Annotated in this window: 12 protein-coding genes; 9 read left to right on the forward strand and 3 right to left on the reverse strand. The window is 56.4% G+C overall.

The genetic code is table 11. From position 1 onward, the window contains the following. The first annotated feature begins 67 nt into the window (after window positions 1-67). From fruB to fruA, 3 genes are read left to right on the forward strand one after another with little or no spacing between them, the layout of a single operon-like run. Window positions 68-1,198 carry a fused PTS fructose transporter subunit IIA/HPr protein gene (fruB, locus tag DK872_RS08370; RefSeq protein WP_007371161.1) on the forward strand — a complete coding sequence of 377 codons (1,131 nt, stop codon included), beginning with the start codon at window positions 68-70 and terminating at the stop codon, window positions 1,196-1,198. After that, window positions 1,199-2,137, forward strand: coding sequence for a 1-phosphofructokinase (fruK, locus tag DK872_RS08375; RefSeq protein ID WP_007371162.1), 939 nt, complete (start codon window positions 1,199-1,201; stop codon window positions 2,135-2,137). It begins immediately after the preceding gene. A 16-nt stretch (window positions 2,138-2,153) separates the two neighbouring features. Beyond that, entirely contained in the window at window positions 2,154-3,848 is a 1,695-nt protein-coding gene (fruA, locus tag DK872_RS08380) for a PTS fructose transporter subunit IIBC (RefSeq protein ID WP_007371163.1), read from the forward strand. Between the two features lie 119 nt (window positions 3,849-3,967). Here fruA and nfo read toward each other — a convergent pair whose 3' ends face one another. Beyond that, window positions 3,968-4,825 carry a deoxyribonuclease IV gene (gene nfo / locus DK872_RS08385; protein ID WP_035888851.1) on the reverse strand — a complete coding sequence of 286 codons (858 nt, stop codon included), beginning with the start codon at window positions 4,823-4,825 and terminating at the stop codon, window positions 3,968-3,970. A gap of 72 nt (window positions 4,826-4,897) precedes the next feature. Then, window positions 4,898-5,947: a YeiH family putative sulfate export transporter gene (locus tag DK872_RS08390; RefSeq protein WP_161518226.1), complete on the reverse strand. Its 1,050-nt coding sequence runs from the start codon at window positions 5,945-5,947 to the stop codon at window positions 4,898-4,900. A 101-nt stretch (window positions 5,948-6,048) separates the two neighbouring features. On the opposite strand from DK872_RS08390, the gene yieE reads away from it, so the two are divergent. Both yieE and DK872_RS08400 read left to right on the forward strand, forming a co-directional pair. Next, complete coding sequence (gene yieE, locus DK872_RS08395) at window positions 6,049-6,915, forward strand: DNA-binding transcriptional regulator YeiE (protein ID WP_007371166.1); 867 nt, start codon at window positions 6,049-6,051, stop codon at window positions 6,913-6,915. A 164-nt stretch (window positions 6,916-7,079) separates the two neighbouring features. Further along, window positions 7,080-8,549, forward strand: a complete 1,470-nt coding sequence (locus DK872_RS08400; protein ID WP_007371167.1) for an amino acid permease — start codon at window positions 7,080-7,082, stop codon at window positions 8,547-8,549. 200 nt (window positions 8,550-8,749) lie between these two features. Here DK872_RS08400 and fghA read toward each other — a convergent pair whose 3' ends face one another. Further along, a complete protein-coding gene (fghA, locus tag DK872_RS08405) occupies window positions 8,750-9,586 on the reverse strand; it encodes an S-formylglutathione hydrolase (protein ID WP_071921083.1) in 837 nt (278 codons plus the stop codon). Window positions 9,587-9,732: 146 nt separating this feature from the next. On the opposite strand from fghA, the gene DK872_RS08410 reads away from it, so the two are divergent. The 4 genes from DK872_RS08410 to galS all read left to right on the forward strand — a co-directional run bounded on the left by DK872_RS08410 (window position 9,733) and on the right by galS (window position 14,013). Next, a complete protein-coding gene (locus DK872_RS08410) occupies window positions 9,733-10,860 on the forward strand; it encodes a YbfB/YjiJ family MFS transporter (protein ID WP_007371169.1) in 1,128 nt (375 codons plus the stop codon). A gap of 125 nt (window positions 10,861-10,985) precedes the next feature. Beyond that, window positions 10,986-11,654: a GTP cyclohydrolase I FolE gene (folE, locus tag DK872_RS08415; RefSeq protein WP_007371170.1), complete on the forward strand. Its 669-nt coding sequence runs from the start codon at window positions 10,986-10,988 to the stop codon at window positions 11,652-11,654. A gap of 17 nt (window positions 11,655-11,671) precedes the next feature. Continuing rightward, the gene (gene yeiB, locus DK872_RS08420) at window positions 11,672-12,832 is read left to right on the forward strand and encodes a DUF418 domain-containing protein YeiB (RefSeq protein ID WP_007371171.1); all 1,161 of its coding nucleotides are present in this window, start codon (window positions 11,672-11,674) and stop codon (window positions 12,830-12,832) included. 155 nt (window positions 12,833-12,987) lie between these two features. Continuing rightward, window positions 12,988-14,013: an HTH-type transcriptional regulator GalS gene (gene galS, locus DK872_RS08425; RefSeq protein ID WP_007371172.1), complete on the forward strand. Its 1,026-nt coding sequence runs from the start codon at window positions 12,988-12,990 to the stop codon at window positions 14,011-14,013. Window positions 14,014-14,063 lie beyond the last annotated feature (50 nt).

The raw sequence follows: 14,063 nt of genomic DNA on the forward strand, positions 1-14,063 counted from the left end.
CCAGAGTGATGGCGCCTTATTTCTCAAGTTAGCTGAAACGATTCAATATCAGCGAGAGAGGGGTTACATGTTCCAGTTATCCGTTCAGGACATCCATCCGGGCCAGCAGGCCGGTAATAAAGAAGAGGCTATCCGCCAGATCGCAGCAGCGCTGGCAGCAGCAGGCAATGTAGCTGATGGCTACGTCAATGGCATGCTGGCGCGCGAGCTGCAAACCTCCACCTATCTTGGCAATGGTATTGCCATTCCGCACGGCACGACCGACACGCGCGACCAGGTGCTGAAAACCGGCGTCAAAGTGTTCCAGTTCCCGCAGGGCATTCTGTGGAGCGAGGGCCAGGTTGCCTACGTTGCTATCGGGATTGCTGCAAGTTCCGATGAGCACCTCGGCCTGCTGCGTCAGCTGACGCATGTGTTGAGCGATGATGACGTCGCTGCGCAACTGCAATCCGCCACCACGGCTGAAGAGCTGCGTGCTCTGCTGATGGGCGAGAAACAGAGCGAGGCGCTGAAGCTGGATAACGACACCTTAACCCTTGATGTTGCAGCAAGCGATCTGCTGACACTGCAGGCGCTGAATGCGGCGCGTCTGAAAGAAGCCGGTGCGGTTGACGCGGCTTATGTTACGCGTGCGATTAATGAGAAACCGCTGAACCTTGGTCAGGGCATCTGGCTGAACGATAGCGCAGAAGGCAATTTGCTGAGCGCCGTGGCGATAAGCCGCGCGGAAACCCCGTTCGACGTCGAAGGTGAGCAAGCTGCGCTGCTGGTCAGCGTTGCAATGGCTGATGAGCAGCCTGTTGCCGTGCTGAAGCGCCTGAGCGATCTGCTGTTAGAAAACAAAGCTGACAGCTTGCTGAATGCTGATGCGGCCACGCTGCTGGCGCTGCTGACCAGCGATGATGCGCTGGTTGGCGATGTGCTGAGCGATGAGTTTGTGGTGCGTAACGAGCACGGCCTGCACGCCCGTCCGGGCACCATGCTGGTCAACACCATCAAGCAATTTACCAGCGAAATTACCGTGACGAACCTCGACGGCACCGGTAAACCGGCAAACGGCCGTAGCCTGATGAAAGTTGTCGCGCTGGGCGTGAAAAAAGGGCATCGCCTGCGTTTCACGGCGCAGGGCAGTGATGCTGAACAGGCGCTGAAAGCGATAGGCGAAGCCATCGCTGCCGGTCTTGGGGAGGGCGCGTAAATGAGCAGACGTGTTGCCACTATTACCCTGAACCCGGCCTATGATCTGGTGGGGTTCACCCCGGAAATTGAACGCGGCGAAGTGAACCTGGTCCGCACTACCGGCCTGCATGCGGCGGGTAAAGGGATCAACGTTGCGAAGGTACTGAAAGATCTTGGCATTGACGTGACCGTTGGCGGGTTCCTTGGTAAGGATAACCAGGATGGTTTTCAGCAACTGTTCAGCGAGTTGGGTATTGCCAACCGTTTCCAGGTGGTTGCCGGACGTACCCGCATTAACGTGAAGCTGACGGAAAAAGACGGTGAAGTGACCGATTTCAATTTCTCCGGCTTTGAAGTGACTCCGGCTGACTGGGAGCGTTTTGTCAACGACTCACTGACCTGGCTGGGTCAGTTCGACATGGTCTGCGTCAGCGGCAGCCTGCCATCCGGCGTTAGCCCGGAAGCCTTTACCGACTGGATGACGCGCCTGCGCAGCCAGTGCCCGTGCATTATTTTCGATAGCAGCCGTGATGCGCTGGTGGCTGGCCTGAAAGCCGCGCCGTGGTTGGTAAAACCAAACCGCCGCGAGCTGGAAATCTGGGCGGGCCGCAAATTACCTGAATTGAAGGATGTTATTGAAGCCGCTCACGCGCTTCGCGAACAGGGGATCGCCCACGTGGTGATCTCGCTGGGCGCAGAAGGGGCTCTGTGGGTTAACGCTTCAGGGGAATGGATTGCCAAACCGCCGTCAATGGAAGTGGTAAGCACCGTTGGCGCAGGGGATTCAATGGTTGGCGGCCTGATTTATGGCTTGCTGATGCGTGAGTCCAGTGAACATACATTACGCCTGGCTACCGCTGTTGCTGCACTGGCGGTTAGTCAGAGTAACGTAGGTATTACCGACCGTACCCAGTTAGCCGCGATGATGGCGCGAGTTGACTTAAAACCCTTTAACTAACAGCAGGAGAGGCATAATGAAAACGCTGCTGATTATTGACTCCGAACTCGGACAGGCCCGCGCCTATATGGCGAAGACCTTACTGGGTGCGGCGGCGCAGAAAGCAAATCTGCAATTCATCGAAAACCCTGGCGAAGCGGAACTGGCGATTGTGCTGGGTAGTCAACTGCCAAACGACAGTGCGCTCAGCGGGAAAAAAGTGTGGCTGGGCGATATCAATCGTGCAGTGGCACACCCGGATCTGTTCCTCAGCGAAGCGAAAAACCATGCCGCGCTTTACACTGCGCCGACAGCGGTAGCGGCTGCGCCAGTTGCCAGCAATGGCCCGAAACGCATCGTTGCGGTTACCGCATGCCCGACCGGCGTGGCGCACACCTTTATGGCCGCAGAAGCCATTGAAACCGAAGCAAAAAAACGCGGCTGGTGGGTGAAAGTGGAAACGCGTGGTTCCGTGGGTGCAGGCAATGCCATCACGCCGGAAGAGGTGGCACAAGCCGATCTGGTCGTGGTTGCCGCCGATATTGAAGTTGACCTGGCAAAATTTGCGGGTAAACCGATGTACCGCACCACAACGGGTCTGGCGCTGAAGAAAACGGCTCAGGAGCTAGATAAAGCCGTCGCGGAAGCGAAGCCTTATCAACCGTCAGGTCAGGCTCAGTCCGAAAGTTCGGAAGGGAAAAAAGAGGGCGCGGGCGCTTATCGTCACCTGCTGACCGGCGTCTCTTATATGCTGCCGATGGTGGTCGCGGGTGGCTTGCTGATCGCACTCTCCTTCGCTTTCGGTATCACCGCGTTTAAAGAAGAAGGCACGCTGGCGGCTGCGCTGATGAAAATCGGTGGTGGTTCGGCATTCGCGCTGATGGTGCCAGTACTGGCGGGTTTCATCGCCTTTTCTATCGCTGACCGTCCGGGCCTGACGCCGGGTCTGATTGGCGGGATGCTGGCGGTAAGCACCGGTTCCGGTTTTATCGGTGGTATTATCGCCGGTTTCCTCGCCGGTTATCTGGCAAAAGCCATCAGTAAAGGTCTGAAGCTGCCACCGAGTATGGAAGCGCTGAAACCGATTCTGATCATTCCGTTGTTCTCCAGCCTGATTGTCGGTCTGGCGATGATTTACCTGATCGGTACGCCGGTTGCGAAAATCCTGGCCGGTCTGACTTCCTGGCTGCAAACCATGGGCACGGCAAACGCTGTTCTGCTGGGCGCAATCCTCGGCGGTATGATGTGTACCGACATGGGCGGTCCGGTGAACAAAGCGGCTTATGCGTTTGGGGTGGGTCTGCTGAGTACCCAGACTTACGCGCCGATGGCAGCCATTATGGCGGCCGGTATGGTTCCGCCGCTGGCAATGGGCTTAGCAACGCTGGTTGCGCGTAACAAGTTCGATAAAGGTCAACGTGAAGGTGGTAAAGCGGCGCTGGTTCTCGGCCTGTGCTTTATCTCTGAAGGGGCTATCCCGTTCGCGGCTCGTGACCCGATGCGTGTGATCCCGTGCTGTATCGCCGGTGGTGCGCTGACAGGTGCTATCTCAATGGCGATTGGTGCAAAACTGATGGCACCGCACGGTGGTCTGTTTGTACTGCTGATCCCGGGTGCGATTACGCCGGTTCTCGGTTACCTGCTCTCCATCGTTGCCGGTACGCTGCTGACAGGTCTGGTGTATGCCTTCCTGAAACGTCCGGAAACGGAAGTGGTTGCGAAAGTTGCATAAAACGTAATGAGTAAAAAAGGCCGCTAAGCGGCCTTTTTTTATGGCGTAATTTGCTGTCGCCAACTGGCAACGCTGATAAGCGAAACGCCATCAGACAATGGGGCGTCCCGCAGCACGATTTATGCCGCGGCGTCAGCGTCTTGTTGCGCTTTCAGCCAGGCAATCTCTTCCGCCCAGATATCCGGGTTGACGGTTTCGAGGATCAGCGGAATGCCATCGAAACGCTCATTGCGCATAATCCAGCGAAACGCATCGTGGCCGATATTACCTTCACCAAGGCTGTGGTGGCGGTCAACGCGGCTGCCAAACGCGCTTTTCGCATCGTTCAGGTGCATACCGCGCAGATATTTGAAGCCAACCACACGCTCAAATTCAGCAAATGTTTCTGCCGTTGCCTGCTCCGTACGCAGATCGTAACCTGCGGCAAAAGCGTGGCAGGTATCAATGCAGACGCCGACGCGGGATTTATCTTCCACGCCATCAATAATCGCCGCCAGATGTTCAAACTTAAACCCAAGATTACTGCCCTGGCCCGCAGTGTTCTCAATCACCGCGGTTACCCCTTCGGTTTGCGCCAGCGCGATATTGATGGATTCGGCGATACGCGCCAGGCACTCGTCCTCCGGGATCTGCATCAGATGGCTGCCAGGATGGAAGTTCAGCAACGTCAGTCCCAGTTGCTGACAACGCGTCAGCTCGTCAATAAAGGCCTCGCGGGATTTTTCCAGCGCGTCGGCCACCGGATGTCCGAGGTTGATCAGGTAGCTGTCGTGCGGCAGGATCTGTGCGGGCGTGTAGTGATATTTTTCGCAGGCGGCTTTGAATTCGTCGATGGCCTCCGTGCTCAGCGGCGCGGCACGCCACTGGCGCTGGTTCTTGGTAAACAGCGCAAAAGCCGTTGCCTCGATTTCAGCGGCGCGGACGGCGGCATTCGCTACGCCGCCCGAGGCGCTCACATGCGCACCAATGTATTTCATAAAAACTCCTGTTAAAACCCGCCAGGGGAAAACGTCAATAATAGCGGGTCTCCAGGGCTGGCATGTAGTGGTTTATGCCATCAGGTGATGAACGACCAGATTAATCGCGCCGCCGCCGACAATCAGCCAGACAAACAGCAGTAATCCCATTACCAGCGGTTTCGCACCGGCATTCTTCAGCGCGCTGATGTGCGTGGTCTGCCCCAGCGCCGCCATTGCCATCGCCAGCAGCAGAGTATCCAGCGTGTTCAACGCATTCACTGCGGAAGAGGGCAGCAGGTGGAACGAGTTAAACACCGCTACCGCGATAAAGCCAAGTGCAAACCACGGGATCGTCAGCTTACTTTTTTCTGCGCCTGCCTGCGGGCTGAGTTGTTTGATGCGTGCCGCCAGCAGTAATAAGAAGGGAGCCAGCATCATGACGCGCAGCATTTTGGCAATCACTGCCGCGTTTTCAGCATCGGGGCTGATGGCATGCCCGGCGGCAACCACTTGCGCCACTTCATGCACGGTAGAGCCAATCCAGATGCCATAGGTTTCCGGGCTGAACCACTGACCCAGCAGCGGATAAAGTGCAGGGTAAATAAAGATCGCCAGCGTACCGAAGATCACCACGGTCGCTACGGCAACGGTGACTTTACTGGCCTCGGCCTTGACCACCGGCTCTGTTGCCAGCACGGCGGCGGCCCCGCAAATACTGCTACCAGCGCCAATCAACCAACTGGTTTTTTTATCCAGCCCAAAGACTTTTTGCCCAAGGAAGCAGGCCAGCAAAAAGGTGCTGGAGAGGGTCAACGTATCAATGGCAATCCCGCTTACGCCGACATCAGCAATTTGCGAAAACGTCAGGCGAAAGCCATACAGAATAATGCCAAGCCGCAGCAGATGCTGTTTGGCAAACAGTACACCGCTGTCGCATTGCGTATGCAGGGCAGGGTAGAGCGTGTTGCCGATAACCATACCGATAAGGATCGCCAGCGTCAGGGCGCTTAATCCCATACCTGCTACCGACGGGATAGCGCCAAGCCACAGGGCGAGCCCCGTAATGAAACCGCTGAGTAACAGGCCGGGGATAAAACGCCAGGCCGGATGACGGTGAGTCTGTAGTGTGATTTCAGTCATAACCTTCTCCTTTTGCTGGATAAAAGGGTAAGGCTCGCTGGCTTAAAGGTAAAATTGATTATATATTTATAATCAATCTTTATAAGTGGTAAGTAACCTCTATGCATATAACGTTGCGTCAGTTGGAAGTCTTCGCCGAAGTGCTGAAAAGCGGCTCCACCACACAGGCTTCGCAGATGCTGGCGCTCTCCCAGTCGGCGGTGAGTGCTGCGCTTACCGATCTGGAAGGGCAGCTTGGCGTGCAACTGTTTGACCGCGTCGGTAAGCGGCTGGTGGTGAACGAACACGGGCGACTGCTCTATCCGCGTGCGCTGGCAGCGCTGGAGCAGGCAACGGAAATTGAGCAGTTGTTTCGCGAAGATAACGGTGCCATCCGCGTTTTTGCCAGCAGTACCATCGGTAACTACATTCTGCCGGAAGTGATTGCCCGCTACCGTCGCGATTTCCCCGATTTACCGCTGGAGCTGAGCGTCGGCAATAGCCAGGATGTGATCAATGCGGTAGCCGATTTCCGTGTGGATATTGGTCTGATTGAAGGCCCGTGCCACACCGCGGAGATTATTGCCGAACCGTGGCTGGAGGATGAACTGGTGGTCTTCGCGCCGCCTTCCTCGCCGTTATTGCAGGGGCCGGTTACGCTGGAGCAACTGGCTGCCGCGCCGTGGATCCTGCGTGAACGTGGTTCGGGTACGCGGGAACTTGTGGATTATTTACTGCTGTCGCACCTGCCGCAGTTTCATCTCGGCATGGAGTTGGGCAACTCGGAAGCCATCAAACATGCGGTACGTCACGGGCTGGGCATTAGTTGCCTGTCGCGCCGCGTGATTGCCGAACAACTGGAAAGCGGTTCGCTGGTGGAGGTGCCCATTCCGTTGCCGCGCCTGGTACGCACGCTGTGGCGCATCCATCATCGCCAGAAACACCTCTCCAGCGCATTACAGCGCTTTATTAGCTATTGCTCTCTCTGATGACAGCGAGCCTGCCGACAGGCTCGCAACATCAACCATTCACTGCTTTACTTATAATTCGCCGCCTATCATGAAGCTCTCTAATATGACGTGTTTTATACCGGAAGGGGGGCGTTTCGTTTGCTACAATCGCGCCTCATTTTTTGGATGGATAGCATTTTCTTATGGTTTCCGAAATTAAAACCACAGAAGCGCCCACGCTTCGTCGTGAACTTAAGGCGCGTCATTTGACGATGATCGCCATTGGCGGTTCCATTGGTACGGGTTTGTTTGTCGCATCAGGGGCGACCATTTCTTCAGCTGGTCCTGGCGGGGCGCTGTTCTCCTATATTCTGATCGGCCTGATGGTCTATTTCCTGATGACCAGCCTCGGCGAACTCGCCGCTTATATGCCAGTTTCGGGTTCATTCTCCACTTATGGTCAAAAATACGTTGAAGAAGGCTTTGGCTTCGCGCTGGGCTGGAACTACTGGTACAACTGGGCGGTCACCATTGCCGTTGACCTTGTGGCCTCGCAACTGGTGATGACCTGGTGGTTCCCGGATACGCCAGGCTGGATCTGGAGCGCGCTGTTCCTGGCGGTGATCTTCCTGCTTAACTACATCTCAGTAAAAGGCTTTGGTGAAGCGGAATACTGGTTCTCGCTGATCAAAGTCGCCACGGTCATTATCTTTATCGTGGTTGGCGTGATGATGATCGTCGGTATCTTCCAGGGCGATAAACCGGCGGGCTGGAGCAACTGGACGATTGGCGATGCGCCATTTGCCGGTGGTTTTTCGGCGATGATTGGCGTGGCGATGATTGTCGGCTTCTCCTTCCAGGGCACCGAACTGATTGGTATTGCGGCGGGCGAATCTGAAAATCCTGAGAAAAACATTCCGCGCGCGGTGCGCCAGGTGTTCTGGCGTATTCTGCTGTTCTATGTATTTGCCATCCTGATTATCAGCCTGATCATTCCATATACCGATCCCAGCCTGCTGCGTAATGATGTAAAAGACATCAGCGTCAGCCCGTTCACGCTGGTGTTCGAACATGCTGGTTTGCTCTCTGCGGCGGCGGTAATGAATGCGGTGATCCTGACGGCGGTGCTTTCTGCGGGTAACTCCGGTATGTACGCTTCTACGCGTATGCTTTATACCCTGGCTTGCGACGGCAAAGCGCCGCGTATTTTCGCCAAACTGTCGAAGGGCGGCGTGCCGCGTAACGCGCTGTATGCCACTACGGTGATCGCCGGGCTGTGCTTCCTGACCTCGATGTTCGGCAATCAGACCGTTTACCTGTGGCTGCTGAACACCTCCGGGATGACCGGCTTTATCGCTTGGCTCGGTATCGCGATCAGCCATTACCGCTTCCGTCGCGGTTACGTAGCGCAGGGGCACTCGCTGAATGATCTGCCATACCGTTCCGGCTTCTTCCCACTTGGGCCGATCTTTGCCTTCGTGCTCTGTCTGATCATCACCCTCGGGCAGAATTATCAGGCGTTTCTCGCCGACTCCATCGACTGGGGCGCGGTTGCGGCTACTTATATTGGTATCCCGCTGTTCCTGGTGATTTGGCTTGGTTACAAATGGACCAAAGGCACCCGTTTCGTACGCTATAGTGAAATGGAGTTCCCGGAACGCCTTAGCAAATAAATTCACTCTTTTAGCCCTCGTTATGAGGGCTTTTTTTTGCCTGTCAAAAGTTCTCGCCCGCCAGTGTCAGCGTGGTTAAGCAAGAAGATCTGCAACACAAGCTGGTACAAAATCTCAAAGATGGTCTCCGCGACTTTATTGCCGTCGATTACCGTTTCTGACAGGAAAAGCCCCGACAGCAGTTAGCGCCGGGGTTGCCGTTATTTCAGCAAATGCTGGGCATGGAAGCGCAGATGATCTTCAATAAAGGAGGCAATAAAGAAGTAGCTGTGATCGTAACCGGACTGGATACGCAGCGTCAGCGGCCAGCTTTTCTGCCGCGCCACTTCCGCCAGCCGTGCCGGTTGCAGTTGATCGGCAAGGAACTGATCGTTATCGCCCTGATCGATAAGCGTCGGGATCGCATTGGCCTCTGTGCTTTCCAGCATCAGCGCGCAGCTATCCCACTCACGCCACAACGCGGCGTCATCGCCCAGATACGCCGTGAACGCTTTCTGTCCCCACGGTACCTGCAACGGATTAACAATCGGCGCAAACGCTGACACGCTGGTATAACGCCCCGGATTTTTCAGCGCCATTATCAATGCGCCATGGCCGCCCATTGAATGGCCGCTAATGGCGCAACGCGGGCCGACGTTAAATTCCGCCTGGATCAGCGCCGGTAACTCGTCACGTAGATAATCATACATCCGGTAGTGCGCTGCCCACGGTTGTTGCGTGGCATTGAGGTAGAAGCCTGCGCCTTTGCCCAGATCGTAGCCGTCAACGTCGGGCACTGTATCGCCGCGCGGGCTGGTATCCGGCATCACCAGCACAATTCCCAGTTCTGCCGCGACACGCTGTGCGCCCGCTTTGGTGGTGAAGTTTTCATCATTACAGGTCAGGCCGGAGAGCCAGAACAGCACCGGCGGCGGCGTTACACTGCGCGGCGGTGGTAAAAAGATGCTAAAGGTCATTGAACAGTTGAGTACGGCGGAGTCGTGACGCCAGCGCTGTTGCCAGCCTTCGAAACAGCGGTGCTCTTCGAGCATTTCCATGCGGGGCTCCTCAGGTATTCACGGTTAAAAATAAGTAACATCCTGGTATCATACAGATTATTCCCTTAGCTGAGTAACTTTCACTTTCGCCTCCATTTAACCTGTTGCATCATAAATACAACTTATTATTAACATTCGGAGAGGCGATGGCGCAGCGAGTAGCGTTCTGCGGCTTTATTGTGCTGGTGGTGGCGATGGGGATTGGCCGCTTTGCGTTTACCCCGCAGGTGCCGTTGATGATCCGCGACGGGCAGCTCACGCTGACCAGCGCCGGGCTGGTTGCCGCCATTAACTACCTTGGTTATCTGCTTGGCGCCTGGGATGCGATGCGCGCCCAGCGGCATATCGAGCTGCGCCTGTGGCTTGGTATCTGCGGCGCGGTTGCGCTGACGTTTCTCTCTGCTATAGCGGATAACGTGCTGGTTCACGGTGTGTTACGTCTGGTGATTGGCGCGATGAGCGGCTGGGCGATGGTGTTGATCGCTGCCTGGAGTAATGAGCGGCTGGCGCATGCCGGTAAGCCGGGATTGAGCGCGGCAGTGTTTGCCGGCCCCGGCGCGGGGATTGCCATCAGCGGCCTGCTGGCGGTGGCGATTCAGGCGAAAGGCTTAAGTGCGGCTTCCGCCTGGCAGGTGTATGGCGTACTGGCATTGCTGCTGGTGGCGCTGATCGCCCGCTATCTGCCGCGCCCTGGCGAGTGGCACCGTGTCGGAACACAACCGCAGCCGCTGCAACTGACGGCAAATCTGAAACGGCTGGTGTGGAGCTACAGCCTTGCCGGATTCGGTTATATTCTTCCCGCGACGTTTCTGTCGCAAATGGCTGCGTTGCGTTTTCCCGGCAGCCTTTTCGCGCAGTTTGTCTGGCCGGTATTCGGTGCTGCAGCGGTGGTGGGGATTGCGCTCGGTATCCTGCTGCGTCATGTGGGACACAGCCACCAACGGCTGGCGATCGTGTTGTGGTTGCAGGGCGCTGGCGTGCTGGCCGCCTGGTTGCTGCCTGGCATGAGCGGGCTGGTGTGCGGTGCGTTACTGGTCGGCGGCGGGTTTCTCTGCGCGGTACAGCTTTCGTTATTGTATGGGCGAGAGCTTGCACCCGATCACACACGTTATATGGCCGGACTGCTGACCACCGGCTATGCCGTGGGGCAACTGGTTGGCCCGATGACGTCGGCGCTCTCCACCTGGCTGACGCATCGCCTTGAACCAGCGCTCGGTGTGGCGGCGATTGCGCTGCTGATCGGCGGCGTACTGGTATGGAAACGTAGCGCCTGAAAGGCAATAACGATTTCTATAATTATCACGACCAGGGCTGGATTATGTGCGCGACCTCACGCACAATGTTCGCTCACTTCGCCGTAACTGGCGAAGCATGCCACACCTGCAGGAGAAAAAATAATATGTCATCACTCAGTAAAGAAGCGGCGCTCGTTCACGAGGCTCTGGTCGCCCGCGGCCTGGAAACACCGCTGCGCCCCCCGGTGCGCGAAATGGATAACGAAACCCGTAAGCGTCTTATTTCCGGGCATATGACCGAGATTATGCAGCTACTTAATCTCGATCTGAATGATGACAGCCTGATGGAAACGCCGCATCGCATCGCCAAAATGTATGTCGATGAAATTTTCTCCGGCCTCGATTACGCCAATTTCCCGAAAATCACTGTCATTGAGAACAAAATGAAGGTGGATGAAATGGTGACGGTGCGTGATATCACGCTGACCAGCACCTGCGAGCACCATTTTGTGACTATCGATGGCAAAGCGACGGTGGCCTACATTCCGAAAGAGTCGGTCATTGGTCTGTCGAAAATCAACCGTATCGTGCAGTTTTTCGCCCAGCGCCCGCAGGTGCAGGAGCGTTTAACGCAGCAGATCCTGACGGCGCTGCAAACGCTGCTGGGTACCAACAATGTCGCAGTATCCATTGATGCTGTGCATTATTGCGTTAAAGCTCGCGGCATTCGTGATGCCACCAGTGCCACTACCACCACCTCGCTCGGCGGGCTGTTTAAGTCCAGCCAGAATACCCGCCAGGAGTTCCTGCGCGCCGTACGCCACAGCAACTGATTCGCCGGGAGCCAGACATGGAGAGAAATGTCACGCTGGATTTTGTTCGTGGCATCGCCATTCTTGGTATTCTGCTGCTGAATATTACCGCCTTCGGTTTGCCGAAGGCGGCCTACCTGAATCCCGCCTGGTATGGCGACATCACGCAGCGCGATGCCTGGACATGGGCGCTGCTCGATCTGTTCGCTCAGGTGAAATTTCTCTCGCTGTTCGCCATTCTGTTCGGCGCAGGGCTGCAAATGTTGCTGCCGCGCGGTAAACGCTGGATCCAGTCGCGCCTGACGCTTCTGGTTATTCTCGGGTTTCTACATGGCCTCTTTTTCTGGGATGGCGATATTCTGCTGGCCTACGGGCTAGTAGGGCTGATTGCCTGGCGGATGATCCGCGACGCGCACAGCGTGAAGACGATGTTCAATACCGGCGTGGTGCTGTATCTGATTGGTATCGCCGTACTGCTGTTGCTGGGTGCCATTTCGGGCAGTACGCCTAACCGCTCCTGGCTGCCGGATGCCGCCAATGTGCAGTATGAAATGTGGTGGAAAACCAGCGGCAGCTTTACGGAGGCGCTCAGTAACCGCGCGGATATGCTGTCGAATACGCTGCTGGCGCTGGGGGCGCAATACGGCTGGCAACTGGCCGGCATGATGCTGCTGGGGGCGGCTCTGATGCGTAGCGGCTGGCTGAGAGGGCAGTTCACTCTTCGTCACTACCGGCGCGTTGGCGCACTGCTGATTGGGCTTGGTATGTTGATCAACATTCCGTCCATTGTTGCGCAGTGGCAGCTTGGCTGGTCCTACCGTTGGTGCGCTTTCTTTTTACAGGCGCCGCGAGAACTTGGCGGCCCGATGCAGGCGATTGGCTATGCCGCGCTGGCGTGGGGGTTCTGGCCGCAAATCTGCGGCAGTAAACTGGTGAGCGCGATTGCCTGCGTTGGCAGAATGGCGCTGAGTAACTATCTGCTGCAAACCCTGATCTGCACCACGCTGTTTAATCATCTTGGTCTGTTTATGAAGTTTAACCGTTTGCAACTGCTGGCGTTTGTGCCGGTGGTATGGGCGGTCAACATCCTCTTCTCCGTATTCTGGCTTAAACATTTCCGCCAGGGGCCCCTGGAGTGGTTGTGGCGGCAATTAACCGCTCGTGCTTCAGGGACATCATTAGAACGCACATCCAGATAACGATCCCGATCACAATCATTAACAAAATGGATGTAACCGTTTCCATTCATGTGAAGTCACTCACGTAGCGTTCCCGCACCGACTGCCAGAATAGCCTCCTTACTTAACCCAGGGGGTGAGTGTGAACAGCCGCAATCCAGAAAAGGTGGGTGAAAATGATCACCATTCGTGACGTTGCCCGTCATGCGGGCGTCTCCGTCGCGACGGTTTCCCGCGTGCTGAATAATAGCGCGCTGGTAAGCCAGGATACGCGTGAGACGGTGATGAAAACGGTCGCCCAGCTTGGTTACCGCCCGAATGCCAACGCGCAGGCGCTGGCCACGCAGGTGAGCGATACCATCGGCGTGGTGGTGATGGATGTCTCGGATGCCTTCTTCGGCGCGCTGGTCAAAGCGGTGGATACCGTCGCGCAGCAGCACGACAAATATGTGCTGATCGGCAACAGTTACCATGAAGCCGAAAAGGAGCGCCACTCTATTGAAGTGCTGATCCGCCAGCGCTGTAACGCCCTGATTGTTCACTCGAAAGCGTTGAGCGATGAGGAGCTGGCAGGCTTTATGGAGCAGGTTCCGGGCATGGTGCTGATCAACCGGTTAGTACCAGGATATGCCCACCGCTGCGTCTGCCTTGATAACGTCAGCGGGGCGGTAATGGCAACCCGCATGTTGCTGAATAATGGTCATCAGCGCATCGGCTATCTGGCGTCCAGCCACCATATTGAAGACAACGATCTGCGCCGTGACGGCTGGTTCCGCGCGCTGGAAGAGCAGGGGATTGTGGCGCCGGATAGCTGGGTTGGCACTGGTTCGCCGGATATGCAGGGCGGGGAAGCGGCAATGGTTGAGCTGCTTGGTCGCAATCTGCAACTCACCGCTGTCTTCGCCTACAACGACAGCATGGCAGCAGGGGCATTGACGGCGCTGAAAGATAACGGCATTGCGGTGCCGCAGCATTTATCATTGATTGGCTTCGATGATATTCCCATCGCCCGTTACACCGATCCGCAACTGACGACTGTGCGCTATCCGGTGGCGTCAATGGCGCGCCTTGCTACTGAGCTGGCTCTGCTGGGAGCCGCAGGGAAGCTGGATCTGCAGGCGTCGCACTGCTTTATGCCCACGTTGGTGCGCCGCCACTCTGTTGCCGCCCGGCAAACTGTGGCTCCGATCACTAACTTATAACATCGGGTGATGTAACCGTTTTCAATCTGTGAGTAAATTCACAGTATCTT

The sequence above is a fragment of the Kosakonia sp. MH5 genome (assembly GCF_009935945.1).
Classification (GTDB): domain Bacteria; phylum Pseudomonadota; class Gammaproteobacteria; order Enterobacterales; family Enterobacteriaceae; genus Kosakonia; species Kosakonia radicincitans.

What these genes read in the sequence shown, in the direction of transcription:
- DK872_RS08390 (WP_161518226.1), bottom strand. Translation starts at nt 5,947, where the DNA reads ATGACTGAAATCACACTACAGACTCACCGTCATCCGGCCTGGCGTTTT.
- fruK (WP_007371162.1), top strand. Translation starts at nt 1,199, where the DNA reads ATGAGCAGACGTGTTGCCACTATTACCCTGAACCCGGCCTATGATCTG.
- fghA (WP_071921083.1), bottom strand. Translation starts at nt 9,586, where the DNA reads ATGGAAATGCTCGAAGAGCACCGCTGTTTCGAAGGCTGGCAACAGCGC.
- yeiB (WP_007371171.1), top strand. Translation starts at nt 11,672, where the DNA reads ATGGAGAGAAATGTCACGCTGGATTTTGTTCGTGGCATCGCCATTCTT.
- folE (WP_007371170.1), top strand. Translation starts at nt 10,986, where the DNA reads ATGTCATCACTCAGTAAAGAAGCGGCGCTCGTTCACGAGGCTCTGGTC.
- DK872_RS08400 (WP_007371167.1), top strand. Translation starts at nt 7,080, where the DNA reads ATGGTTTCCGAAATTAAAACCACAGAAGCGCCCACGCTTCGTCGTGAA.
- galS (WP_007371172.1), top strand. Translation starts at nt 12,988, where the DNA reads ATGATCACCATTCGTGACGTTGCCCGTCATGCGGGCGTCTCCGTCGCG.
- yieE (WP_007371166.1), top strand. Translation starts at nt 6,049, where the DNA reads ATGCATATAACGTTGCGTCAGTTGGAAGTCTTCGCCGAAGTGCTGAAA.
- nfo (WP_035888851.1), bottom strand. Translation starts at nt 4,825, where the DNA reads ATGAAATACATTGGTGCGCATGTGAGCGCCTCGGGCGGCGTAGCGAAT.
- DK872_RS08410 (WP_007371169.1), top strand. Translation starts at nt 9,733, where the DNA reads ATGGCGCAGCGAGTAGCGTTCTGCGGCTTTATTGTGCTGGTGGTGGCG.
- fruA (WP_007371163.1), top strand. Translation starts at nt 2,154, where the DNA reads ATGAAAACGCTGCTGATTATTGACTCCGAACTCGGACAGGCCCGCGCC.
- fruB (WP_007371161.1), top strand. Translation starts at nt 68, where the DNA reads ATGTTCCAGTTATCCGTTCAGGACATCCATCCGGGCCAGCAGGCCGGT.